Here is a 26,277-nt window from a genome sequence, read left to right on the forward strand (position 1 = left end):
TTGAAAACCTTCAAAATTCTTGCTGAGCGATATCGCAATCGAGGCAAAAGACTAGCATTAAGATTCAATCTAATTGCTGGAATTTATAACTTGGAGCTGAGTGAAAAATGACTTATGAAAGAAATCTTGTGTAGTTAATCATCAAAGCCTGTGTTGCATATTCACAACACAGTGTCCCGATTTTAAACGACGCATATTTTTGTGGTCTGTATTAGAATCTGCATAAGATTGGACGCTTAAATAATCAACATGAGCAATAACACACAATACTACACTCGAACAGCTCAGGTCTTACATTGGCTGATGGCGATCATATTCATCGTGGCATGGTTAATTGGCTTTTATAGTGGTAATTTTCTGAGTTATGACGTCGATGGCAGCTTTAAAGGGCAAGTCATTATCCTCCATAAAAATATTGCGACTACGATTATTTTTTTGGTGGTGATACGAATCTTTTGGCGCTATACCCACCCCGCTCCAGATTTACCTGACAACATGTCCTCCGGCATGAAAACCTTGGCACATTTGGGTCATTTAGCACTTTATTTTGTACTACTGGCTTTACCTATTACAGGTTGCTTATTTAGTTGGAGCGCAGGTCACCCGGCCCCTGTCCTGTATTTGTTTGAAATACCACGCTTGGTCCAAGATAATCCTGAATTATTAGCCATCGTGAAACCGCTACATATTTGGATTTCTTGGGCAGCAGGCTTGCTCTTAGTGGGTCATATTTTGGCAGCGTTGAAACATCATTTTATTGATAAAGACCATGTGCTCAAAAGCATGACACGACAACCAAAACCCTAATAAAGACAAAATAAAAGCCACATTATGTGGCTTTTATTGTGAGCATCATCTTTTAATTCAGCACTTGCTGAGCACAGCCACGCATACTATTCAAAACCGCTTTAGAAATCAGTTTATTCTTTTCAGTTTCATTCACTGCAGCAGTCATCAGATCTTTCGCACCGATATCATCCATAGCATGCTCACTCACGCACTGACAAATCGCAGCTTGATTGTCTTTTTTCTGTTGAGCACTCATAAACAACGCAGCACCTTTCCAAATTTTAGAACTATTTAACTCTTGCGAGCATTGATATTCAACCACGGGCTTTAGCATACGCTGACTTAAACTTGATTTATCTGCACTAGCAGCGGATGAAATCAATACTACGGCTAAAAATGTAATCGATGAGGCAAATATAGAGCGATTTGAATGAGAGAAAAGCATGATTTAAACATAAAAAAGGCAGTGAATATTCACTGCCTGAGATTATACGCTGATTATTAATTCAACGCTTCAATCTTTTTAATCCAAGTTTGTTTTTCCGCATCTGAAATAAATGATGCTTCAAAAGAGTTAATTGCCAGTTGCTTTAACTCTGCATTGCTTAGATCAAGAGCTTCGGTGATCGCAATAAAGTTATCATTCATATAGCCACCAAAATAAGATGGATCATCTGAATTGACGGTCACATGCACACCTTGTTGCAATAGTCGGCGAATATTATGATCAGCCATATCATTCACCACACAGAGCTTTAAATTGCTTAGCGGGCAAACGGTTAATGGCATTTTTTCTGCAATTAAACGTTGCATCAAAGCAGGATCCTCTTCTGAACGTACACCATGGTCAACACGATTTACTTTCAGCAAATCCAAGGCTTCCCATACGTATTCTGCTGGACCTTCTTCCCCTGCATGCGCAACGATAAGAAAACCTGCTTCACGTGCTTTAGCAAAAACACGTTCGAATTTTGATGGTGGATGACCCACTTCACTCGAATCTAAACCGACACCAATAATTTGATCTTTATATGGTAAAGCTTGTTCTAATGTTGCAAATGCTGCATCTTCAGATAAATGACGCAAGAAGCACATAATCAGATGTGAGCTAATGCCCAGTTTTGCTTTGGCATCATCACAAGCGCGTTGTAAGCCATTCAAAACCGTTTCAAAAGCAACACCACGGTCTGTATGGGTTTGTGGGTCGAAGAACATTTCAGTATGAACCACATGATCTTCTGCACATTTTTCGAAATATGCCCATGCTAAATCATAAAAATCTTGCTCATGAATCAGTACATTTGCACCTGCATAATAAATGTCTAAAAAAGACTGTAAATTATGAAAGTTATACGCTTCTTTTAATTCTTCGACTGATTGATAAGGGATTGCAATATTGTTGCGTTGGGCAATTGCAAACATGAGTTCAGGCTCAAATGTCCCTTCAATATGCACATGTAGCTCTGCTTTTGGCAAAGCGCGAATCAGCTCAAGTTGATCCATCTTTTATCCTCATAAAAATAAAAAAGGGTGCAAACTGAGTTTACACCCTTTCGCTATTTGACAGTATTAACCGCCAAATGCAGCAAATTTTAATGCCCAAAGTGCAGCAATAATCCAGACCATATACGGTACAGTTTTCGCCTTACCTGTAAGCAATTTAACCAATGCATAGCTAATGAAGCCCATTGCAATACCGTCTGCAATTGAATAGGTAAACGGCATAAATACAATTGTTAAGAATGCTGGGACTGCTTCAGTAATATCATCCCACTCAATATGAACGATACCTTGAATCATCAACACACCAACAAACAATAATGCTGGCGCAGTTGCAAAACCTGGTACAGACTGAGCAAGTGGTGCTAAGAACAATGCCAAAATAAACAATACAGCAACTACAACTGCAGTTAAACCTGTACGACCACCGGCAGCAACACCTGCTGATGATTCAATATAAGGCGTAGTCGAAGACGTACCCAATGCCGCACCCGCAACAATTGCAGATGAGTCAGCAAATAATGCTTTCTTCAAACGTGGTAATTTACCGTCTTTTAATAAGCCTGCACGGTGTGATACACCGACCAATGTACCTGTAGAGTCAAATAAATCAACCAAGAAGAATACAAAGATTACGCCAATCAAACTTGCTGTGAATAGACCTTCGAAGTTCATTTGCATGAATGTTGGAGCGATTGAAGGAATAGCACCTACAACACCTTTAAATTCGTTGAAGCCCAGTAGGGTTGAAATTGCAGTAATCACCAAAATACTGATGATGATTGCACCACGTACTTTGAAGTGATGCATAACCACAACCATCAAGAAGCCAAGTAAAGCCAACAAGACAGACGGCTGTTTTAAATCACCCAGACTAACCAATGTTGCAGGGTTATCAACAATAATGCCGGCATTTTTCAAAGAAACCAGTGCAAGGAATAAACCAATACCGCCGCCGATCGCCAGTTTAAGCGACATTGGAATCGCATTGACAATCGCTTCACGGATTTTGAACATGCTGATAGCGATAAAAACAAGGCCAGAGACAAAAACAGCTGCTAAAGCAGTTTGCCATTCCACGCCCATACCCAAACATACAGAATAGGTAAAGTAAGCGTTTAAGCCCATACCGGGTGCTAAGGCAATTGGATAGTTAGCAACAAGCCCCATCACCAAACAGCCAATGGCTGCTGCTAGACAGGTTGCGACAAAAACAGCGCCATGATCCATACCCGTTTCGGACAAAATCATTGGATTGACAATAATGATGTAACACATTGTCAAGAAAGTAGTTACACCTGCAATGACTTCTGTTTTGAAACTGGTTTTGTTTTCGCTCAGTTTAAACAGACGTTCAAGCATGTTCTCGGAAGATGGATTAGGAGTCGTCATGACCTAGCCCCTATGAAGTAAACTTTATGCATATAAGCATTCCACAAAATTAATCATGTCATGTATTCATCATTAATTTTGTGTATGCCTAAGCAACGAATATGCCAATTCGGCAGATTGTAGGCTTTAAAAAATCCTATTTTCAACAACATACAACACGGTACAAATGTTGAAATTTGCAAACAAAAAAGCTGCATAAACCTATGCAGCTCCTCTATTTATGTCATTTAATTCGTATTTAATATCAATAAATACTGATCAAATTAATTTCGGCAAATTATAACACATTGATTTTTTAATGTTTCCACATTTTCATCGCTTTTCAATTTAGTAAATTTAAGACATTGTTTTCTTTATAAAGTTTCAAATTATTATATATAAAAATAAAATATCAATATTTAAACGAACACTTCAAGACCATGCTTGAGCTCAATGCAAAAGCAGCAAGATTGATTTTTTTTAGCGCATATAAGGTGATGCGCTCAAATCATCATTGAACACCTGATTAATTTCTTGCTGTCGCTTTAACTCTGCATTCTTATAAACACTAAACCCTAAAAACACAATGCTGAGTATAAAAATTGGTATCAGTATTTTTTTCATAACAAAATTTTATTCATGTTTAAATATTTAGCTATAATAACAAAAAACTTAAACAAAAAAGTGATGTATTTCACAATTTTATATCTTATTAAGTCATTTAATAAGCTATTTGTTCGATCAATGTTAACTTTGTAATATATTTTAGACTGATAGACAAGATAATAACTGAATGTTTTTTCGAAGCCTTTTCCGCAAAAAGCCTCAAATCATAGATCATTTCACCTGCGAAATTTAAAGCACGATCAATTTCACAGACCCACCATTACATCTCGAATGAAGAAGATAAAAAAAGCCGCTGAGTTCTAAGCAGCGGCTATTCATATTCTTTTCGGTCTAAGTTTTTCAATTTCGAAATTAAGCGGCTTGTTGTTCGTCTCGCTTAAAGACCAATTCGCCCTTTAAGCTACTCTCTGCATCGAAATAATAACCATCGGTATTGAACGACTTGATATCTTCAATACGTTCAATTTTATTTTCCAACAAATAACGCGCCATTAGGCCACGTGCTTTTTTGGCATAGAAGCTGATGACTTTATATTTGCCGTTCTTTTGATCCAGAAAAACAGGTTTGATGATTTCGGCTTTAATTTTTGATTCTTTGACCGACTTATAGTATTCATCTGAAGCGATGTTGACCAAAAGTTCAGAGCCGGCTTTTTCCAAATCGTCATTGATGAGATTGGTGATTGTATTATCCCAAAACTCGTACAAGTTATGTCCACGTGGGTTTTGCAACTTGGTCCCCATCTCTAAACGATATGGCATCATTAAATCCAGTGGACGCAATAAACCGTAGAGACCCGAGAGCATACGCAAATGGGTTTGTGCGTATTGAAGGTCAGTATTTGCAAGTTGATAAGCATCTAAACCGGTATACACATCACCTTTAAAGGCAAAAATTGCTTGACGTGCATTGGCAAAATCAAAATCAGGCTGCCAATCTCGGAAGCGCTCAACATTTAAAGTCGCAATTTTCTCACTGACACTCATCAAGCTTGAAATTTCACTTGCCGACAATTTACGTGCGACTGAGATCAATTCTTCAGAATGATCTAATAGCCGTGGTTGAGTGAATTTTTCAGTCGGTAAAGCGGTTTCGTAATCTAAAGTTTTTGCTGGAGAAATTAAAGCGAGCATAAACATCCTGATTAATTTTTAATTAAACAAACTATAACAGTAGAGTATTTTCAAATCCAATCTGTGTTTTAGATAATATTAATCTGTAAACTATAGACTCTCCCGCTTTCACATCTTAGTCATTATGTCAGAACAAATGTTCATTCAAGGGCCGATGGGTCAACTTGAAATTTTTGTTGATTATCCACAGGGTGAAGTGAAAGGATTCGCGGTAGTTACACACCCTCACCCATTGCAAGGTGGTACACCACAGCACAAAGTCCCTGTGCTTTTAGCGCAAATGTTCTTAGAACGTGGCTATGTTGTTTACCGCCCAAGTTTCCGTGGTTCTGGCCAAAGTGCAGGAATACATGACGAAGGCAATGGTGAAACCAAAGACACTATGCAAGTCATTGAATTTGCTCGCAACCAACATCCGAACCTGCCATTTTATGCAGGTGGTTTTAGTTTTGGTGCAAATGTCATGACTAAATGCTATGCCCTATTGCCAGTAGAATTGCAGCCTGTACAAACTATTTTATGTGGCCTACCAACCACAACAGTTGCAGGTGTGCGTCACTATGTGACTCCGCATATTAAGGGTGATATTTTATTTATTCATGGTGAAGAAGATAATGTCACACTGTTATCTGACTTGATTCAGTGGGCCAAACCACAGCGCCATTTAATCACGGTTTTACCAGGTGCAAACCACTTCTTTACAGGTTATCTAAAACAGCTTCGTATCGCGATTTCACGCTTTTTAGTATAAAAAATACAAAAAAATGAGTCAGCTTAACTGGCTCATTTTTTTTGCCTAGCGAACGCTCTATTCCCCCAATATTTCAGATAAACTGAACTACTCGCTTTTCGATTTATCCATTTTTTTTGCATTAGCGATCATAATTCGTTCAACATGTAATGACTTAAGCCGATGCTCGTTTAATTTTGATTACGCCTCAATTTTTTATCTAAAAACCAATAATTTACTTGTTTAAATAATCAACTACAGAAATAATACCCAGAAAAATTAAGATAAAATTTAGAGGGAAAAATGAAATTTATTGTTGCTGTGATTTTAAGTCTAGGCATTGCAGCTTTGGTCTATTATTTTAATTCAACCCCATCCACAACGACAAATTTGCCAGCATCTACGGTTGCTGCGAACGATGGTCCCAAAGCCTATTTGACTGCGTCATACAAGATGAATGTCGATGGTCGTGATTTTAGCTTAAAGATGGTCTATGACTTTCCCAACAGCCAAGTGTGTGAAGCCCAACTCAACAGCACTGACACCATGAATATGATTTCAACCTTTAAGCAACGCTGTTCGAGTGACTCGGTGTGTAAAGAAGCTGAAATTTCGTCTTGTTCATCTTTTACCGATCAAAAATATAAAGATATGCTCGATAAAAACTATCATGACACCCATTATATTTATCTTAGCGATAGCAAATTGACTGATCAACGTGGTGTGATCGTGTTTTGGGGACTCAATGAACAAGAGTCAGAAAAAATGTGTGACTATGTGAAAAAGAGCAATCGAACCATTAATCCAATCAATATTGAATGTCTATAACCTTGTTCAATACATTCTGTTAAAAACAAAAAAGCAGCGCTATGCTGCTTTTTTATGGATGATTTTTAATTCAATTTTTCAGATCATTTTGTCATTTGTTTCCATTGAAACTCACTATATGACTCTTCTTCTTTTAAACTGTTTTCGACTGCTTGAGCCAATTGGTTCAATAAACTTTGCTCAGTAATACGATCTAACCAATCTTGGTCTTCATCTGGATAAGAGGTAATTTCACAGACTAAACGACCTGATTCATCCTGCCCCTGACATGTCACTGAAAGCGGCAATTCATGCTGATCGACACTGACTGCAATCTGATCACCACTTTGCGATAACGTTTGAAAGCCATAACGCTCTAATTTATTTGCCAATAATTCAGCAACCTGAGTTTGCGTATCAGCACTGCTTTCAACTCGATTTGACTCGCTATGCGCGGTGAATTGTAGTTTTCTCATGTATCTATCCAAAGACATTCTTGTTGTATGGTTTTAGCATAAGCAATTAAAACCAAACAGCCAAGCATTTGCTTGGCTGTTGTTGAATAAATATACAATTTTGGTGAATTATTTATTCACTTACGGCAATCGTTAAACCGGCCTGAGTGGCTAGCTCTGTAAATGTCGGGAAGCTGGTCGCAACGGTTTCTGTACCCACGATATTAATTTCACCCGAAGTACGTAAACCTGCCATTGAGAAGCTCATTGCAATACGGTGGTCATGATGTGACTCAATTTGACCACCTGTGAAGATTGCACCCCACTCGCCCGTTTTACCTTGACCTTCAATAATGATGCCGTCATCAGTAGGCGTGCAGTCAATACCCATAATTTTTAGGCCATCTGCCATCACTTGAATACGATCCGACTCTTTCACTCGAAGTTCAGCTGCACCGGTCAAAATGGTTTGACCTTCTGCACATGCCGCTGCAATAAACAGTGCTGGAAATTCATCAATCGCCAATGGCACTTGATCTTCTGGCATATGAATGCCTTTAAGCGTGCGTGAACCACGAATACGAATATCTGCAATCGGCTCACCGCCAGCGATACGTTCATTTTCAACAGTCAGGTCAGCGCCCATCTGTTTTAAAATTTCGATCACACCTGTACGGGTTGGATTAATGCCGACCGCTTCGAGTGTGACATCTGAACCTTCGGTAATCGCTGCACCCACCATAAAGAATGCTGCAGATGAAATGTCAGAGGGTACTTGAATGTCTGTACCGACTAACTTGCCGCCACCTTGAAGTGAAATGCGGTTGCCTTCTGTTTTCACGTCATAACCAAATGCACGAAGCATACGCTCTGAATGGTCACGTGTTGGTTCCGGCTCAGTGACAACAGTTTCACCTTCCGCCCAAAGACCAGCCAACAAAATACCTGATTTTACTTGTGCAGATGCCATTGGTAAGTCGTAATGAATACCTTTCAGGTTTTGACTTCCGGAAATAGACACGGGCGGCGTACCACGCTCACCTGTAGTTTGAATTTGCGCACCCATTTCACGTAATGGTTTGGCAATACGTTCCATTGGACGTTTTGATAATGACGCATCACCCGTCATCACCGAATCAAACTTCTGTGCCGACAACATGCCTGAAAGCAAACGCATTGAAGTGCCTGAGTTACCCATATACAAAGCGCCTGCAGGTGCTTTTAAACCATGCATGCCTACACCATGAATGGTGACTTCGCCATTTTTAGGGCCTTCAATACTCACTCCCATATCACGGAATGCTTGGAGGGTTGCCAAGGCATCTTCACCTTCAAGGAAACCCGTGACATGCGTTGTGCCTTCTGCAATAGCACCAAACATGATAGAGCGATGTGACACAGATTTATCACCTGGCACAGTAAATTTACCTTGGAATTGCTTTGGACCCGGTAAAATTTTGAATTGCTGTGTCGTCACTTTATTTTTCTCCATCAGTGGTTTCTTTGCGAGCATGTGATTGAAATGTTGACGTGCCGCTTGTGCATGCCCCAACAGTCCCATCAACGCTTGTGAGTTTTCATCTTCAATCAGTTTACGAAGAATAGCCAATTGTTTTTCAAAGCCATCTACCGCATTTAAAATTGCCTTTTTATTGGCAAAAAAGATGTCATGCCACATATGTGGGTCGCTTGCAGCAATGCGTGAGAAATCACGAAAACCGCCAGCGGCATAACGGAAAATATCTAGATTATCTTCTCGGTTCGCAAGTTGCTCAACCAAGTTAAATGCCATCAAATGCGGAAGATGACTGGTATGGGCCAACACTTCATCGTGTTTTTCCACATCCATGCAAATCACTTCCGCTTTGGCAGCTTGCCACAATTGAATCAGTTTCTCTACAGCCCAATCTGCACTGCTAGGTAAAGGTGTCAAAATCACTTTGTGATTGGCAAATAAATCCACTTTACCAGCATGCACACCTGTCAGTTCAGCCCCCGCAATCGGATGCCCCGGTACAAAACCAGCAGGTAATTGCTCACCATAGACCGCTTTCGCTGCATCAACGACATTGCCTTTAGTACTTCCAACATCGGTAATAATCGTCTGTTCGGTTAGATAAGGTTTGATCGCCTCAAGGACTTTTTGTGTCGCACGTACAGGCAAAGCCAAGACAACGAGATCTGCACCTTTGACCGCTTCGGCAGGATCGCTATAACCCTGCTGAATAAGTCCTAAAGCTTTTGCATCTTCTAAAGTTTTTTGTGAACGCGTAGACGCCACAATTTCCTTAGCCAAACCTTCAGCAATCATGACGCGAGCTAGGCTTGAGCCAATCAGCCCAAGCCCAATAAAAGCAACTTTTTCAAATAGTGGCACAGACATGACTTAAGCTTTAGCCTCTAAGCCCAAAACTTTAGCCAAGGCAGCTAAGAATTTAGCATTTTCAGCTTCAGTCCCAATTGATACACGTAAATGCTCAGGGATACCAACTGGACGAACAATCACACCTTCTTTTAATAAAGCATTGAAAGTCTGTGCAGGATCAGCTTTTACATTTACTAAAATGAAGTTCGCACGTGAAGACACATATGCTAAACCTAGAGCATCAAATCCTGACTCAAGTTGCGCCATACCTGCTTTATTGACTACACGTGATTTTTCAATAAACGCTTCATCTTTGAGTGCAGCAACAGCAGCCACCATTGCAAGATGGTTTACGTTAAAGGGTTGACGAATACGATTGAGGAAATCCGTCACTTCAACTGAAGCCAAGGCAAAACCAACACGTAACGCAGCCAAGCCATAACATTTTGACATGGTACGGCTAACGATTAAGTTTGCGTATTGATCTAAGAATTTTAAGCTGTTGAAGTTTTCTGGGAAATATTCCACATAGGCTTCATCTAAAACCACGATCACATTTGCAGGTACTTTTTGCATGAACGCTTCAAATTCAGCTTCTTCAAACCATGTGCCTGTTGGATTATTTGGGTTCGCAATAAAAACCAATTTAGTATTGTCTTTGATTGCCGCAGCCATTGCATCTAGGTCATGTGAAAAACCTTTTGCAGGTACTTCAATCGCTTCAGCATTAATCGCTTGAGTCACCAGACCATACACAGCAAATGCGTGTTGGCTATACACCACAGAGTCTTGCTCTGAAACAAAAGCACGAGCAAAAATTTCTAGAAGATCGTTTGAACCATTACCCAACGTAATGCGGTCATGTGCAATACCAAATTGTTTTTCAACTTGGTCTTTCAAAATAAAACCGCCACCATCCGGATATCGACCAATTTCTGCAAGTTCAGCAGCAACCGCTTCTTTCACTTTGTCAGAACAACCCAATGGGTTTTCATTTGATGCGAGTTTTACGATATCTGTAATACCCAACTCACGCTCAAGTTCACTAATTGGTTTACCTGGTTGGTAAGGCTTTAGCTTTGCAATGCCTTCATTGGCTGGGACAAACGTCATTTTACACTTCCAGTTTTTTCAAATGATGAAGGTGATCAACTCCTGATGGAATTGATCACAGTTGTGATCTTAAAGAACAGCAATCGGATATGAACCCAATACACGAATTTCTTTTACTAACGGACGAATTTCTTCAATTGCCGCTTTCACGTTTTCTTGCTCAACATGACCTTCCAAGTCCACAAAGAATACATAAGCCCATTTTTCGGGTAATGCAGGACGTGTTTCGATACTTGTTAAGCTAATATTATGCTTGGCAAACGGTGCAAGAATTTCAAGTAAGGCCCCCGCACGGTCATGCGCAGAAATCAACAATGAAGTTTTATCATTGCCCGATTGCGGTACTTTCTCACGACCAATCACCAAGAAACGAGTAGTATTTTCAGGATTGTCTTCAATATTGCTATGCAAAATTTCAAGGTTGTAAATGTTTGCAGCGACTTCAGAAGCAATTGCCGCAGAGTGCCATTCATTGCGAATACGGCGTGCAGCTTCTGCATTTGAACTGAGTGCAACACGTTCTACACCCGGATAATGTGCATCTAACCAACCACGGCATTGCGCCAAAGTTTGTTGATGAGCATAAATTTGTTTAATGCTGTCTTTACGTGTGTTTTCAGACACTAGGAACTGGTGATGAATACGCAGCTCCACTTCACCAATAACATTCAGATGTGAAGATTTGAAGCAATCTAGGGTGTGGTTCACTACACCTTCAGATGAGTTCTCTACAGGCACAAGACCATAGTGCGCACTGCCTGCTTCTACTTCGCGGAATACTTCATCAATCGTTGGAAGAGGGCGAACAACAGCGTCTTGACCAAAGTGTTTCAACACCGCCGAATGTGTATATGTCCCAACTGGACCTAAGAACGCAATACTTTGCGGTGCTTCAAGGGCTAAACAAGCCGACATGATCTCACGGAATAAACGTGCCATTGTCACATCAGACAATGGGCCTTCGTTACGATCCATAACTTTACGTAAAACTTGCGCTTCACGTTCAGGACGATAAAACAATGGATTCTCTTCTGCAGCAAATTTTGCTTTTGCCACAGCTTCAGCTAGTTTCGCACGACGGTTGATAAGTTGTTGAATCTGCATATCAACAGAGTCGATATCTTCACGAATTTGAGCTAAGTCCAGAGAAGTCGGAGTGTTTTGATCATCGTTGATCATTGTTATGTCGCCCTTCAAAAAAATTTTGCAAACAGTATAACAATAGTTAGCTTTCAAATGTTGCGCAATACGACTTTGATGGTTTCAGCCTTAAAAACATACAGTTGATTAAAGCTTCATCAGCTTAACTTAAGAGCCAAAACAGCCAAACTGATAGGTAAAGCCATAATTAAGGCAAATCTTACCTTTTGACGGCTTTATTGATCATTCATCTTGAGCAGCACAATAAATAGCCCTTCTCTTTTCCTCCAAATTTGCCTCAGATCCATCTCCTTGTATAAGCCCATCAATCAATTTGTTTCATTGGTCATTTCAGTTTTAAATTTTGCTCTCAATACTTGAAGCAAAATAAAAATTTCAAAACTTGGTTTTCATGGCATAGAATTAATTTGAAACTTAAAGATGATCTATATAAACACTTGGTCATTGATCGTTTTTTCAGTGACTTAATAGGCACTTTCATCTAGTGTTTACAGTCATTGACGCATTTATTACAAAAGACACAGGTAATTCTTATCATTGCTTTGTAGTCTAAATATCAGAAAAAAAATAACAGCCCCATAGGTACAAGTATGCACAAGAAAATTGCAGTGTTAGTGACCTACGATTTTGAAGATATTGAGTATCTTGAGCCTGTGGAGGCCTTTCGAGCCGCTCGGCACAGCATTATCAATATCGAAGATCAGGTTGGAAAAATCGTTTACGGCATTAAACGCCGTTCCCAGATCACCATTGACCAAAGTATCGACGATGCCTCTGTGCATGATTTTGATGCCTTATTTATTCCCGGCGGTTATTCCCCAGAGAAACTCGCTTTAGATGACCGTTTTATCTATTTTGTACGTAATTTTGCAGATAGCCAAAAGCCGATCTTGAGCAGTTGCCATGGTCCACAGTTGTTACTAGAAGCTGGTGTCATACAAGGTCGCCATTTCGCCCAATCTGAAACACTTAAATCCGCTTTGTTAAACGCAGGTGTGGTGGTGTCGGATCAATCGGTTGTGAATGATAATAACCTATATATATCGTCTCGCAGTACTTTAGATACACCTGAATTTATTGAAGTCTGTTTGCAAGTTTTGGGGCAACCGTCATTATCATAGGTTTCAAAATATTCACGCAAAATTAAACACACAATCTAATTCAAATAAGCAAATCTATAGAAATACATCGTCTCTATAGAAATACATCCTAAAAAAAATAGCGAAGTCTTCACTTCGCTATTTTAATTTCAGCCTGATAAATTGTTTATCGACCTAAAATACTTCGTGCCACGATTTCTTTCATAATTTCATTGGTGCCACCGTAGATTTGCTGAATACGTGCATCGACAAAGAAACGTGAAATTGGATATTCGGTCATATAACCATAGCCACCAAATAATTGAAGTAGATTATGGGCCACTTTCATTTGCATATCGGTAGAAAAGCTCTTGAGTGCTGCTGCAGTTTCAACATCAAGTTTGCCTTGCATATAAAGTTCAACATTTTGATTATAAAATGCCGCTGTAGCCAATTCGTCAATCTTAGCCTGTGCCAAGACAAAACGAGTATTTTGGAACTGTCCGATCGCCTGTCCGAACGCTTGTCGCTCTTTAACATACTGCGTTGCCACATCAATGGAACCGCGAATCGCACCAATTGCAGTCGAGGCAATTGCGGTACGTTCACGCGGTAACTCTTGCATCAAGTAAGCAAAGCCTTGTCCAGCTTGACCCAAAAGTTGCTCTTTTGGTACTTTGACGTTGTCATAAAACAACTCTGAAGTGTCTTGCGCATGCAGACCAATTTTGTCGAGGTTGGTACCTTTCTTAAATCCATCCAAATGTGTATCGACTAAAAGTAATGACACGCCTTTGGCACGTGCTTGTGGATCAGTTTTCGCGGCCAATACCACAAGGTCTGCATGTTGACCATTTGAGATAAAAGTTTTCGAACCATTGAGCAGATAATGATCACCCTGCAAAATTGCACTACTACGCATAGACTGCAAGTCCGAACCTGCTCCCGGCTCTGTCATACCAATAGCACCGACCACTTCACCTGTGACCATTTTCGGTAACCAATATTGTTTTTGTTCTTCTGAACCAATGTGCAAAATATAAGGCGCTGCAATTTCAGAATGGCATGAAATACCTGTCGATAATGCACTAAAACCTGCTCGCGCAGATTCTTCGACTAGCATCAGTGAATAATGCGTTGGAACGCCATAGCCGCCATATTCTTCAGGCACATCCACACATAAAAAGCCATTTTCACCCAAGGCATTCCATACTGATCGCGGCATAATGCCTTCACGTTCCCATTGCTCATAATGTGGTGCGACATGCTCTGCCATAAAACGGCGAAAGTTATCTCGAAATAATTCTAAGTCTGCATCATAAGCCAGCATGTGTTTCTTCCTTGGTTAAGTTTGTTGTTTTGTTGAACTCCATCCTATTGCAGTTTAGAACAGCCGTCATGCCCAAAAACTAAAGCGTTCAAATTTGGCTTTAGTCCTGCATTAAAAAAGGAAGCCGAAGCTTCCTTTTTAAATGACATCTTTTACATCACAGCATCTGCCTTAGGCATGATGTGCATTGCCTTCTTCTTGCATCTGACGGTCAATTTCTTCAGGGTTTGCCAAAGCAAAATCCAGTTTTTCTTTGTCTAATTGACCCACCCATTTCGCAACCACAATCGTTGCCAAAGAGTTACCTACAAGGTTCGTTAATGCACGTGCTTCTGACATGAAACGGTCAATACCAAGAATTAATGCCAAACCTGCAACAGGAATATGACCCACAGCAGACAATGTTGCAGCCATCACAATAAAGCCTGAACCCGTCACACCCGCAGCACCCTTAGATGAAATGAGTAGAACCAACAACAACGTGATCTGATGCGAAATATCAAGCGGTGTATTGGTCGCTTGTGCAATAAAGATTGCTGCCATGGTCAGGTAAATAGACGTACCATCTAGGTTAAATGAATAACCTGTTGGAATAACAAGGCCCACTACAGATTTTTCTGCACCAGCAAGTTCGAGTTTTTTCAACATACGTGGCAGTACAGATTCAGAAGAAGACGTACCCAGTACGATCAGTAACTCTTCGCGAATCATACGAATCATTTTGAGGATACTGAAACCGCAAATACGTGCAATTGAGCCAAGTACAAGGAAAATAAACAGCAAACAGGTAATATAGAAGCAGATGATCAATTGACCCAATTGCGCCAAACTACCAATACCATATTTACCAATGGTATAAGCCATCGCACCGAAGGCACCAATTGGCGCAAGCTTCATGATCATGTTTACAATGTTAAAGAATACATGTGCAATTTGATCAATAAACTTCAATACAGGCTTACCTGCATCACCAAGTTTATGCAATGCAAAACCAAATAATAAGGCAAATAATAGAACTTGAAGAATCTCACCCTCAGCAAACGCACCAACAACGGTGTTTGGGATGATATTCATAAAAAATTCTTGGGTAGATTGTGCTGCACCAGATTCAACATATTTAGAAATACCTGCAGTATCTAAAGATGCTGGATCGACGTTCATGCCTACACCAGGTTTTGCAATATTAATCACTGCAAGACCGATAATGAGTGCGATAGTCGAAACGATTTCGAAGTATAGTAAAGCGACCCCACCTGTCTTACCCACAGATTTCATGCTTTCCATGCCTGCAATACCACTCACCACGGTACAGAAGATCACAGGTGCAATAATCATTTTAATCAGCTTGATGAAACCTTGTCCTAGTGGATAGAACAATTCACCCCAGCCTTTTACGTATTGCTCGGTACCATTGATAATTTGCGTGCCACTTGGTGAGAAATGCCCCACCAAAACACCCGCAATAATGGCAACGATCACTTGAAAATATAGTGACTTATAAATTGGTTTTTTAGCCATGACATTACTTCACGATATATTTCTGCTTCAAAGAAATATTCAGTTTTTGTCTATTTTCAAAAAATAAACAGCCCAAAACCCCTTTGTCTTCGACAAAAGAGCACCAAAGGTATTTGACTTAGCCAAATACAGAAAAACGAAATATGTATGGTGATTAAATAATCACATCAGGACCTGATATAAAATCAGCGCATTGATCAGGAGATGAAACACATACTAAAGTAGGTTAAATTTTACCTGTTTTTTAAGGGCTTGTTCTGCCACAAATGTTAATTTCGGTTAAATAATAGACCGAGTTTATTAGACGATAGTCTAAAGACATCCTTTTTTAAACCTGTTATCAGGCTGAAAAATACCAACTATAGAAGTAAACTATCCTTAAGTCCTAATTTTAAGCCCAGTATTTGCATGAACAATAAACGAAATATTTACAAAGATTTTGAACATCCTTTTGCGCAATTTGTCCGTATTGTGGGTAAAGGAAAGAATGGTGCACGTTCGCTCACTTATGATGAAGCCTACCAAGCGTTCAGCATGATCTTAAAAGATGAGGTTTTAGACGTTCAATTGGGCGCTTTCCTGATGTTATTGCGTGTAAAAGAAGAATCTGTCGATGAACTCACTGGCTTTGTCCAAGCCTCCCGTGATCAACTCAAGTTTAAAAAGCTTGATGTCGATTTAGATTGGTCATCTTATGCAGGTAAACGTAAACATTATCCTTGGTTTTTATTGGCCGCATTAACGCTGGCAAAACACGGCTACAATGTCGTGATGCATGGTGCTTCAGGTCATACCATTAACCGCCTTTATACAGAACAAGTATTAGAGTATTTGGGTTTTCCTATTTGCCAAAATGATACAGATGTGGAACAGCAGCTCAATCAGCGTCATTTTGCTTATATTCCGCTCGACGTCATTTCGCCAATACTCAGTGATCTAATTTCACTGCGCAATGTGATGGGTTTGCGTTCCCCAATTCACACCCTTGCCCGCCTAATAAATCCGTTTAATGCCAAAGCCACCATGCAAGCGATTTTCCACCCAGCCTATCGTGGATCACACCAACGTGCGGCATTCCAATTGGGTTATCAAAATAGTGCTGTCATTAAGGGTGAAGGTGGTGAATTCGAACGTAACCCCGATGCAAAAACCTTAATTTGCGGCATCAAGGATGGTGAAATGTATGAACATGAATTGCCTAAACTGACGGACAACCGCAGTCCCGTCGAAGAAGAACTCGATTTGGCCGTCTTTAAAGCCGTTTGGGACGGTCAACAGGTACATGAATATGGTGAAATCGCAGTCATCGAAACCATGGGAATTGCACTGTATTCCATGGGCGCCGTCGCAAGTTTTGATGATGCAATGCAAACTGCCAAAACCATGTGGGCAAATCGTCACGCTTAAATAAGCAGTATGAAGCAAAAAATTTAGGCATGCATCAAGCCAATAAAAAGCCAGCATTAAGCTGGCTTTTTCAATCAGACAGAAAACGGATTAAACGAAACGAATCGGCTTGAACTCAGGTTCTTCCACATGCGAGTCGCAATGCTCATCTTCTTCTTTGGTCCCGCGGTCGATATAACCACTACGCTCATCTTCTGGCAAATGTTTAATTTCCCATGCATACACCGCTTGCATACAAATTTGACGTTGTTCTTGAGTCAGCGCTACGCCATTTGGCCATTTACCAATTTCAATTGCCGTTTTTAATCGACCAACAATTTCAGGATCGAGTACGGCAAGCATCTGTTCAATATTCATAATTAATCCTGCTTTAATGAGTCAAAATCTTGGTTCCAGCCTAGCTTGGTACGACATGCCATATAGAAGTCATAACCGGGTGGATGTAATAAGTTGAGCTTAAATGGATGTTTGCGGATATGTAAACTATCGCCTACACCCAATGATACACTGTGTTGACCATCGGCACTGACCATTGGTAAAACACGGTTTTCGCGAATCAAAATTTTAATTTCACTTTGTCCGCCCACGACAATCGGACGTGACGACAAAGTATGAGGATGCATTGGCACTAAGGCAATCGCATCCATACTTGGGTGGACAATCGGACCACCACCAGATAATGCATAAGCTGTAGAGCCGGTTGGTGTTGAAACAATTAAACCATCACTGTGTTGGCGGTATACATATTGCCCATCAATATTCAGTTCAAAGTCGATCATGTGTACCGATTTACCCGAGTGCAGCACAATATCATTTAAAGCTACAGCATCATAAATCGACTCGCCTTTCGAGCGAATTTCCATTTCTAGCAAGAAACGTCGGTCTAGCTGAAACTCACCTTTGAGCACTTGATCTAACTTGAAAATCACTTCTGTCGGTTTGATATCGGTCAGGAAGCCCAAACGACCACGGTTCACCCCAATCACAGGAGTATTGTATTTCACCAAGGCACGTGCAGCATGAAGCAATGAACCATCACCGCCGACTACGATCACCAAATCGACGACTTCACCCAATAAATTACGGCTTACCGTCTGAGTATTATTATAGGGAACCAGCTGCGCTGTTTGCGTATCAAATACAGGATGTAATCCCAAACTCAAAATATGATCGTGGATCAAACATAGGGTTTCGATCACTGATGATTTGTCTGGACGACCAATCAACCCAATGTTTCGAAATGATTTATGTGAAATTTGCACCTGCGCTTTTGCTCCGCTTCGCCTCATTGGTATCATATCACTAACAGAAATGATTTAAAAAAACTTTAAAGTTTCGACTTTAGTGAAGTAGCTTCCAATATTTTGCATACATATAACAGTTTAAATATTGCAAAATACTGAAAAGCTTCGCATGATTAGCAAAATTTCTCAGGGTCTTATCACTATTTATGAAGTCTGAACGTGGCATAGGCATAATTGCACTGATTTTTTCGCTGTTGATTATCGGCGGATTTCTCGTGTTCAGCATTTATCTTATTCGTCTAGATAATATTGTACGGGATAAATTCGAAGGTCAACGTTGGGACATTCCAGCCAAGGTATTTGCTCGTCCTTTAGAAATTTATACTAATGCGCCTGTGAGCCAAGCAGACCTCAACCAAGAACTGAAACTTTTGGGTTATAACGCTCAAGATAGCTATGCGAAAACAGGGAGTTACGTTACTTCTGGCAATGTAACCTATATCCATACGCGTGGTTTTGACTTTGGTGATAGTGTCGACCCTGAACAAGTCCTTAAAGTGACCTTTGGTGAAGATCAAATCACTGAAGTGAGTGCAACCAAGCCTTCAAGCAGTGGTATTGCCCGCTTAGAGCCGATGTTAATTGGTGGTATTTATCCTCAGCACAATGAAGACCGTGTGCTGATTAAACTTGATAAAGTGCCTAAGCCTTTAATCCAAGCTTTAATTGCTACCGAAGACCGTAATTTCTATCAGCATCATGGTATTTCGATTCGTGGTACAGCACGTGCCATTGTGAGTAATGTCACAGGTGGTAAACGTCAAGGTGGTTCGACCCTCACTCAGCAATTGGTGAAAAATTTTTATTTATCGCCTGAGAGAACCATTAAGCGTAAGGCCAACGAAGCCTTAATGGCCATGCTGATTGAACTTCACTATGACAAAGATGAAATTCTTGAAGCTTATTTAAACGAAGTGAACTTAGGTCAAAACGGTAACTATTCCATCAATGGTTATGGTTTAGCCTCACAATTCTATTTTGGTTTACCCCTACGTGAACTAAATATTGCTCAGCAGGCTTATTTAGTCGGTTTGGTACAAGGCCCGACCCTATTTAATCCGTGGAAAAACCCTGAAGGTGCGATTAAACGCCGTAATATTGTGTTAAACAATATGGTAGTGATGGGCTATTTAACTCAGGAACAATATGAAACTGAGTCAGCGCGTCCATTAAATGTCATTACTAAACCAACATTGGGCCCTTCTCGCTTCCCTGACTATATGGATATCGTGCGTCGTCAATTGCGTACCGAATACCAAGAAAGCGATTTGACCAATCAAGGTCTGCGTATTTTCACCGCGATGGACCCGATTGCTCAAACTCGTGTACAAACTGCATTTAAAGAATCTGTGGCACGTTTAAGTAATGCCAATCCAGCACGCTTGAAAGAATTACAAGGCGCGGTACTGGTGTCTCATCCTGAAAATGGTGAATTGGTTTCAGCAGTCGGTTCAACGCAGGACTTTACTGGCTTTAACCGTACAATGGATGCTAAACGTCAAGTCGGTTCATTGCTAAAACCTGTGATTTACCTCAGTGCGATAGAATCAAACCGTTATAACTGGGCGAGTCAAATCGAAGACAGTCCTATCAGCATTCAAAGTGATGGCAAAGCTTGGACACCGAAAAACTATAGTGGTGGTGCACATGGTGTCGTACCAATGGTCGATGCCCTATCAAACTCTTATAACCTCTCTGCGGTACGCTTAGGTCAAGAGTTCGGTATGTCGACTTTTATTAACCATCTGAAAAAGTTTGGTGTGACTTCTAATATTCCAAGCTACCCTTCGATTTACCTTGGTGCTATCGATATGTCACCGATGGAAGTGATGAGTGTGTATGGCAACTTTGCAACCGGTGGCTTCAAATATCCAGTGAAAGCTATTCGTTCAGTGGTCGATGCCAATGGTCGTTTATTAGATCGTTATAGCTTAACGGTACAACCGACTATTGCACCTGATGCAGCCTTTATCTTGAACTATGGTTTACAACAAGTCATGAGTTCAGGGACAGGCCGTTCTGCTTATGCATCATTACCAGCTTCACTCAAACTTGCAGGTAAATCAGGGACAACCAATGATACGCGTGACTCATGGTTTGCAGGTTATTCAGGTAATTATTTAAGTGTGGTTTGGTTAGGTTTAGACAACAACAAAGTTACAGGCTTAACTGGTTCGTCAGGAGCACTTCCGGTTTGGACCAATGTCATGAAGCAGTTACGTCAAAAGCCAGTTAATTTACGTCAACCAGACAGCGTACAGTGGCATTGGTTAGACCGTTATTCAGGTAATTTATCTGCACAGCATTGTACAGGTGCGATGTATATTCCTCTGTCGCGCAACTCTATTCCAAATCAAGCGACGGCATGTGGTTCGACACAATATGAAGTAGAACCTTACACAGTTGATACTGAAGAGACGCAGCCAACTCAGGAACAAAATGATAGTTTAGGTGACTACATTCGTGAAAGTGATGTCGATAATGACCAGGGTTCATCTGATCAACCTCGCATCATCTCAAGTGGAGAGTATACAAATTAAATTGCAAAACATTAAAGTTTTAAAAACGTTCAGTATTCTGAGCGTTTTGACGATCATTTTGGCTGGTTGCCAAACCATAGTCGAACCTGAGCAAAAGCCGCCTGCTCCACCTGAAAAAAAGGCAGATATCCATGACTCTTCTGGGGTCATTATTACGCCATATGACCATCCAGAAATTAAACGTCAACGCATCGTTATTCCTGAGCAGAAAACCCAAATTCAAAAATTTGATGATGGTCGTGACTTGCCTGCATTCAAAAAATTGATGCAAACTACGCAAACCGCTTATGCCAATGGAAAATGGAATGAAGCTGAAAGTGCGGCAACTCAAGCACAGCGTTTGGCACCACAATCTGCGGAAACTTTTTTATATTTGGCAATGATCGCCAATCGAAAAAATCAGCCTGCGAATGCAGAATCGTTGGCACTGCGTGGATTAAGCTATGCTCAAACCAAGCCGATGAAACAACAGCTTTGGAATGTTGTTTTAAAAGCCGGTCAAATGCAAAAGAAAAGCAGCACCATTCAAAAAGCACAACAAGCAATTAAAGCTCTTTAAGCACCCCGTAAAAAAGCTTGATCTTAATTGAGATCAGGCTTTTTTATTTAAAACATACTAAAAGTAAGTTTATTTCTTATAGTTATTATTAAAAAATGTTACGCAGTAACATCAGAAGCATAATTTGATCTAAATAAAAGTACGATACACGGTAACGTCATCTGCAAGCGTTTGAGACAAGACTACATCTATTTAAAAATGTTTGCGATACTTTGGATAAATTGACGCTAGTGAACGAGTTTTGTCAGTGAGGTGCATTGCACCGCAAGATGGTTTCCTTGTGAAGCACGCTTCTCATTTTGCCTAATGAGAAGCATCGTTTCGTAAGAGTACCTCCAGCCGAAGGCTAATCCCTTTACTCAATCTCTAGATTTAAGACTCCGTCGTATCGGTTTAAAAATCATTTTAAAAATGCGTAATTATTTTTACGGGCGTAACATCAGTAAATAGCTTACAAATAGTAAGTCTATTTCTAACCAACCTTCACTGAATTTTACATAACGACTTTCAAATACGACTTTAATTCAATATACACATTCTAGTTTCTAAAAACTGCGAATACCTGCCACCCCATAAGCATGATGTTGCTGTGAAATAGACAATAATTCAGGACGCATGCCACCTAAAGCAAAAACAGGGATTTCTATGCTTCGTGCAATCTCAGAAAAATGCGCCCATCCTATACTTTGCGCCTCTGGATGACTTTGTGTCGCCAGAACTGGGCTCATAAAAATAGCCTCACAGCCAATTTTTTGCGCATGCAGTGCAGAAACTTGATCATGACAAGCGGCGATATAGCGCTTCCCAAGCTGTAAATCACCTTTATTTTTTTTCAGCAATTGGTGCTGCTTAAGATGTAAAGCCGAAATATGTGCTTGCACCTCTGTAGAGAGTAATGACCATAGATCTTCATTAATTATCAGTTGTTTTAAAATCACGGTAGGTAATTGATTTAATGCCTCTGCATTTTCTGCGCTGGCATCGACTCGCCAATAATACAACAGCGTCTCTTTAAGCGTTTCAAGTGTTGGTAAATCGGCGGTGATTTTGATCTGTTGCTGCCAATATAAACGCTGCAAAATAGCTTGATTGGCCTTTGGAAAATTCAAACTCATGAGTTGTTGACGCGAATACCAGGCCCATGGCTTTTGGATTTCATTCAGCAACGCATGCGGGACGGTGGCATGAAATAAATGTAATTTCACAATAACATCATCGTATTCATGTTGAATAAAATCAAAAGCATGCCAGTCATGTAAACCAATTCCAACCTCTTCAAAAATTTCACGACGACAAGCCTGTTCAGGACTTTCACCCTGCTCGACTTTACCGCCCGGAAACTCATGTTTATTGCCCTGATGTTGTTTTGCTTCACGCCAACCCACCAGTACTTTGTCTTGATGCAATAAAATCGCAATGGCGACATCGATTTGCGGTTTAGACATAGTTCCCTGCTCTCTACTCTGTTCCAATTGATATCTAAGTGTAAGCAAATTTATCTTTTTTATAAAATCCTAAAATTACCGTTGACAGGCCTATTCGATAATGATTATCATTTAAACCATTCAGAAATACACCACGGAGTCGACGGAATGAACGCACCATTTAGCCTTTTTACTCGTAGCAATGAAGCACACCACTCACTGCCAATGCTACATTCAAACAACCTTTTTGCTTTAGGACGTGAAATTCGCATTATGCATGCAGGTGAAGAATATCGACTACGTTTAACACGAAATAATCGCCTTATTTTGACCAAATAATTTCTGATAAAAATAATAATTATCAGCGCAATAAAAATAATCGTGGACACAAGCAGTAAGCCATTCGCTTACTGCTTTTTTAAGTTTTGTACTTAGTTAAATTAAGTTTTATAGCTACTCAAACTTAATTTAAATCGCAACACTCATCTTCCTCTCACAATACTCTTTCGCTCAAATTCCATAGGGTAAATTATGTTTTTAGCGGATTGGAAAAATGAGTTGTACCTTTAAGCCACCCAGTTCAGATGCATCCACACTGAATTGACCTTGATGTAACTGTACAATTTTTTGGGCAATTGAAATACCTAAACCTGAACCTTGCGTCTTCGTTCCCAATACACGGTAAAATCGCTCGCCAATGCGTTGCAATTCTGCGACTGTCAGTCCCGCACCTTGATTTTCAATCGTCCAAACCGCCTGCTGTGCTGTTACCGTTAAATCAATCTTTACCTGTCCTTGCTCAGGACTATAGCGAATTGCGTTATCAACTAAATTGCGCAGACAGCTAAACATCAACTCTGGGTTCATAGCAAACTGTACAGACTGGGTCTGTAGCTTCAATTCGATCTGTTTTTCTTCAATAAAAGGCTGTAAAGCGTCAAAGACTTGTAAACTCAGCTGTTCTAAGTCTTCTTGTTTTTTATCTAATTGCTCCGATTGCGTCGGGTCGAGCCGTGCCAAAATCAGTAGATTTTCCAACACGCGCGTTCCTCGATTAACATCGTGCTGTATGCTCAATAAATCCTGCTGAATGTCGGGATATTTTCGTTTTAATACCTGAAGTCGCATTTGAATCGCAGACAGCGGTGAGCGTAATTCATGTGAAGCATCGGATGTAAAGCGTTGTTCCGCCTCTAAGGCTTGATCTAATCGACTTAATAAAAAATTCAGCTGTGTTTGGATCGGCTCTAATTCTTGTAATACAGGTTCAGGTAAAACAATGGCTTGTAAGTCATCTACATTTTTTTCAGCGATTTGTTTTGAAAAAAGCTGTAAAACTTTCAATTGACGTTTAATCAAAATATGCAGTAATAGCCATTGGATCAACCAGACAATCAATAGAATCCCTGCATAGCCTAGTACGCTTTGCAGCGTTTCTCTGAGCCGTGTTTTCATCGGTTGAACGATTTGTACGCTTAATCCATCGTCCTGAAGTGCATAGCTACGCCAAAGCGCTCCGTCTCTCCATTGATAATTTAGCCCCTGTTTTAAATTGGGCTGATGTTCAAATGCTGTGTGTTGTTCTGATGTGGTTAAGACTTGCGACCCTTGCATGAGTTGATATTGCATATCAAACTCTTCACTCAGCTCATCTATTTGTTCGTCTTGCTTCAGCGTGAGATCAGTAGCAGTGAGCATGTCAGCCACTTCGTCCATCAGGGCATCATGTACACTCATGATGTGATAAAGACCAAATCCCAACATCAGACACAGGGAGATTGCTCCCGCCCAAATTGCACTGAGCAGTGAGGTTTTAATCAGTTGCGACTGTAAGGAAATGCTTTTTTTATCACTCATAGACTTAACTTTGTTGTGGAAGATTCATGCGATAACCCAAACCTCTTAAGGTTTTGATGTAATCACTGCCAATCTTCTTACGCAATTGGTAAATAAAAACTTCGATCGCATTACTTTCAACTTCATCCCCCCAAGCATAGAGTGATTCTTCGAGTTGGCTACGCGTCATAATATGCTCAGGATTTAACATCATCTTATGCAAGATTTGATATTCACGCGATGTCAGCGTAATCAATTCCGCATTTTTACGCAGCGTTTTGGCTTGTACATCTAAACTTAAATCCCCGAAAGTCAGAGAATTATCACGCTGTTGATGATGCAAGCGTAATTGGGCACGTACCCTTGCTGACAACTCTTCCAAGCTAAAGGGTTTTACCAAATAATCATGAGCACCCAGATCTAAACCTTCTACACGATCTGCAATACTGTCCCGAGCAGTAATGAATAAAACTGGTGTAAGCGGATGCAACTGTACGATACGTTTTAAAATTTCATCACCAGTTACTTTTGGTAAGCCACGATCTAAAAGTATGCAATCATATTGATGTTGTTCTAAAGCCAAAATAGCGTGATCGCCGCGATCAACCCAATCGACACTATAGCCATCCATTTCAAGCCATGTTTTTATACTGTCTGCTTGGGATGCATCATCTTCTGCCAATAAAATTCGCATCTTACCTACCCTATTTCTATGGTTCCGACTTCAGTGTATCGAACTTTTGCTCATATCTACTCATATCATAAAAAAACCACAGCAAGCCGTGGTTTTTTTATGGAGCAGCACTGTATTGAATGACAGGCTAAATTAAAATTTTACTTGATCGACATCCACTTCAACACGTTTTGTTGGTTTGTAATCAATGTCGATTTCTCCAATGAGCGTTACCGGTGTTTTAGCTGAAATCGCTTTGCCTTGCCAAAGTTCATCATCAATATCCACTGTAATGCTGCCTGTGCTATCGCGGAACTGATATTTTTCATCGCCCATCGATTTCACAACATAACCTTTCAATTGAACTTTACTATCATCTTTTAAGCCTAAGGCATGTTTCACAGATGTGGTTTTCATCGGTGCAACTGCTGTTTGATTAACGGCTGTATTCGCGACTGCAACCGATGCCACACCTGCAAATGCTAAACCACATACCAATTGAGTGAATGTTTTCATCTTCGGTCTCTCTTACTTTGTCTATTTCGATAGCGCTAT

24 protein-coding genes and 1 pseudogene are annotated in these 26,277 nt (G+C 40.3%); 9 read left to right on the forward strand and 16 right to left on the reverse strand.

The features are described from left to right. Both FTU17_RS09615 and FTU17_RS09620 read left to right on the forward strand, forming a co-directional pair. Positions 1–111, forward strand: a pseudogene (locus FTU17_RS09615) (IS5/IS1182 family transposase); the annotation flags it as partial. 138 nt (positions 112–249) lie between these two features. Continuing rightward, on the forward strand, positions 250–807 hold the full coding sequence (locus tag FTU17_RS09620) for a cytochrome b (protein WP_180135276.1): 558 nt from the start codon (positions 250–252) through the stop codon (positions 805–807). Between the two features lie 52 nt (positions 808–859). Here FTU17_RS09620 and FTU17_RS09625 read toward each other — a convergent pair whose 3' ends face one another. From FTU17_RS09625 to yaaA, 4 genes are all read right to left on the reverse strand, one after another. Next, a complete protein-coding gene (locus FTU17_RS09625; protein ID WP_180135278.1) occupies positions 860–1,234 on the reverse strand; it encodes a hypothetical protein in 375 nt (124 codons plus the stop codon). 56 nt (positions 1,235–1,290) lie between these two features. Continuing rightward, a complete protein-coding gene (locus tag FTU17_RS09630; protein ID WP_180135280.1) occupies positions 1,291–2,292 on the reverse strand; it encodes an adenosine deaminase in 1,002 nt (333 codons plus the stop codon). 66 nt (positions 2,293–2,358) lie between these two features. Beyond that, positions 2,359–3,681, reverse strand: a complete 1,323-nt coding sequence (locus tag FTU17_RS09635) for an NCS2 family permease (protein WP_111885323.1) — start codon at positions 3,679–3,681, stop codon at positions 2,359–2,361. Between the two features lie 957 nt (positions 3,682–4,638). Beyond that, a complete protein-coding gene (gene yaaA / locus FTU17_RS09640) occupies positions 4,639–5,421 on the reverse strand; it encodes a peroxide stress protein YaaA (RefSeq protein ID WP_078189087.1) in 783 nt (260 codons plus the stop codon). Positions 5,422–5,545: 124 nt separating this feature from the next. On the opposite strand from yaaA, the gene FTU17_RS09645 reads away from it, so the two are divergent. Together FTU17_RS09645 and FTU17_RS09650 are read left to right on the forward strand one after the other, a co-directional pair. Then, positions 5,546–6,172 carry an alpha/beta hydrolase gene (locus tag FTU17_RS09645; protein WP_078189088.1) on the forward strand — a complete coding sequence of 209 codons (627 nt, stop codon included), beginning with the start codon at positions 5,546–5,548 and terminating at the stop codon, positions 6,170–6,172. A gap of 282 nt (positions 6,173–6,454) precedes the next feature. Then, entirely contained in the window at positions 6,455–6,979 is a 525-nt protein-coding gene (locus FTU17_RS09650) for a hypothetical protein (protein WP_168379340.1), read from the forward strand. A gap of 83 nt (positions 6,980–7,062) precedes the next feature. Here the strand turns inward: FTU17_RS09650 and FTU17_RS09655 are convergent, their stop codons facing one another. The 4 genes from FTU17_RS09655 to pheA all read right to left on the reverse strand — a co-directional run bounded on the left by FTU17_RS09655 (position 7,063) and on the right by pheA (position 12,070). Beyond that, positions 7,063–7,434 (reverse strand): hypothetical protein, encoded by a 372-nt coding sequence (locus FTU17_RS09655; protein WP_078189090.1) that lies wholly within the window; start codon positions 7,432–7,434, stop codon positions 7,063–7,065. Between the two features lie 112 nt (positions 7,435–7,546). Further along, positions 7,547–9,796, reverse strand: coding sequence for a bifunctional prephenate dehydrogenase/3-phosphoshikimate 1-carboxyvinyltransferase (locus FTU17_RS09660; RefSeq protein ID WP_168379339.1), 2,250 nt, complete (start codon positions 9,794–9,796; stop codon positions 7,547–7,549). A gap of 3 nt (positions 9,797–9,799) precedes the next feature. Then, the gene (gene hisC / locus FTU17_RS09665; protein WP_180135281.1) at positions 9,800–10,891 is read right to left on the reverse strand and encodes a histidinol-phosphate transaminase; all 1,092 of its coding nucleotides are present in this window, start codon (positions 10,889–10,891) and stop codon (positions 9,800–9,802) included. A gap of 69 nt (positions 10,892–10,960) precedes the next feature. Continuing rightward, positions 10,961–12,070 (reverse strand): prephenate dehydratase, encoded by a 1,110-nt coding sequence (gene pheA / locus FTU17_RS09670; RefSeq protein ID WP_078194414.1) that lies wholly within the window; start codon positions 12,068–12,070, stop codon positions 10,961–10,963. A gap of 572 nt (positions 12,071–12,642) precedes the next feature. On the opposite strand from pheA, the gene FTU17_RS09675 reads away from it, so the two are divergent. After that, positions 12,643–13,173 carry a DJ-1/PfpI family protein gene (locus FTU17_RS09675; RefSeq protein ID WP_078189095.1) on the forward strand — a complete coding sequence of 177 codons (531 nt, stop codon included), beginning with the start codon at positions 12,643–12,645 and terminating at the stop codon, positions 13,171–13,173. A gap of 145 nt (positions 13,174–13,318) precedes the next feature. Here FTU17_RS09675 and FTU17_RS09680 read toward each other — a convergent pair whose 3' ends face one another. Together FTU17_RS09680 and FTU17_RS09685 are read right to left on the reverse strand one after the other, a co-directional pair. Beyond that, entirely contained in the window at positions 13,319–14,461 is a 1,143-nt protein-coding gene (locus FTU17_RS09680; protein ID WP_180020843.1) for an acyl-CoA dehydrogenase family protein, read from the reverse strand. A gap of 171 nt (positions 14,462–14,632) precedes the next feature. After that, entirely contained in the window at positions 14,633–15,979 is a 1,347-nt protein-coding gene (locus tag FTU17_RS09685; protein ID WP_180005246.1) for a dicarboxylate/amino acid:cation symporter, read from the reverse strand. Positions 15,980–16,387: 408 nt separating this feature from the next. Here FTU17_RS09685 and FTU17_RS09690 point away from each other — a divergent pair, with 408 nt between their 5' ends. After that, positions 16,388–17,386 carry a glycosyl transferase family protein gene (locus FTU17_RS09690; protein WP_180135283.1) on the forward strand — a complete coding sequence of 333 codons (999 nt, stop codon included), beginning with the start codon at positions 16,388–16,390 and terminating at the stop codon, positions 17,384–17,386. Positions 17,387–17,476: 90 nt separating this feature from the next. Here the strand turns inward: FTU17_RS09690 and FTU17_RS09695 are convergent, their stop codons facing one another. Together FTU17_RS09695 and FTU17_RS09700 are read right to left on the reverse strand one after the other, a co-directional pair. Continuing rightward, positions 17,477–17,743, reverse strand: coding sequence for a YeaC family protein (locus FTU17_RS09695; protein ID WP_078189099.1), 267 nt, complete (start codon positions 17,741–17,743; stop codon positions 17,477–17,479). Positions 17,744–17,745: 2 nt separating this feature from the next. Further along, positions 17,746–18,684, reverse strand: a complete 939-nt coding sequence (locus tag FTU17_RS09700; protein ID WP_078189100.1) for an NAD(+) kinase — start codon at positions 18,682–18,684, stop codon at positions 17,746–17,748. A gap of 152 nt (positions 18,685–18,836) precedes the next feature. On the opposite strand from FTU17_RS09700, the gene mrcB reads away from it, so the two are divergent. After that, entirely contained in the window at positions 18,837–21,230 is a 2,394-nt protein-coding gene (gene mrcB / locus FTU17_RS09705) for a penicillin-binding protein 1B (RefSeq protein ID WP_168379334.1), read from the forward strand. Beyond that, a complete protein-coding gene (locus tag FTU17_RS09710) occupies positions 21,172–21,789 on the forward strand; it encodes a tetratricopeptide repeat protein (RefSeq protein ID WP_257220768.1) in 618 nt (205 codons plus the stop codon). The genes mrcB and FTU17_RS09710 overlap by 59 nt, the downstream gene beginning before the upstream one ends. 545 nt (positions 21,790–22,334) lie before the next feature. Here FTU17_RS09710 and FTU17_RS09715 read toward each other — a convergent pair. Continuing rightward, entirely contained in the window at positions 22,335–23,234 is a 900-nt protein-coding gene (locus tag FTU17_RS09715) for an NUDIX domain-containing protein (RefSeq protein WP_180135285.1), read from the reverse strand. A gap of 147 nt (positions 23,235–23,381) precedes the next feature. Here FTU17_RS09715 and hemP point away from each other — a divergent pair, with 147 nt between their 5' ends. Beyond that, on the forward strand, positions 23,382–23,552 hold the full coding sequence (gene hemP / locus FTU17_RS09720) for a hemin uptake protein HemP (protein ID WP_078189103.1): 171 nt from the start codon (positions 23,382–23,384) through the stop codon (positions 23,550–23,552). 198 nt (positions 23,553–23,750) lie between these two features. On the opposite strand, the gene FTU17_RS09725 is transcribed toward hemP, so the two are convergent. The 3 genes from FTU17_RS09725 to FTU17_RS09735 all read right to left on the reverse strand — a co-directional run bounded on the left by FTU17_RS09725 (position 23,751) and on the right by FTU17_RS09735 (position 26,238). Then, entirely contained in the window at positions 23,751–25,070 is a 1,320-nt protein-coding gene (locus FTU17_RS09725; RefSeq protein ID WP_180135287.1) for a HAMP domain-containing sensor histidine kinase, read from the reverse strand. Positions 25,071–25,074: 4 nt separating this feature from the next. Then, entirely contained in the window at positions 25,075–25,743 is a 669-nt protein-coding gene (locus tag FTU17_RS09730; protein ID WP_180009491.1) for a response regulator transcription factor, read from the reverse strand. Between the two features lie 132 nt (positions 25,744–25,875). Further along, entirely contained in the window at positions 25,876–26,238 is a 363-nt protein-coding gene (locus FTU17_RS09735) for a NirD/YgiW/YdeI family stress tolerance protein (RefSeq protein ID WP_168379331.1), read from the reverse strand. Between the last annotated feature and the right edge of the window lie 39 nt (positions 26,239–26,277).

The organism is Acinetobacter sp. YH12070, assembly GCF_013419625.1.
Lineage (GTDB): Bacteria > Pseudomonadota > Gammaproteobacteria > Pseudomonadales > Moraxellaceae > Acinetobacter > Acinetobacter amyesii.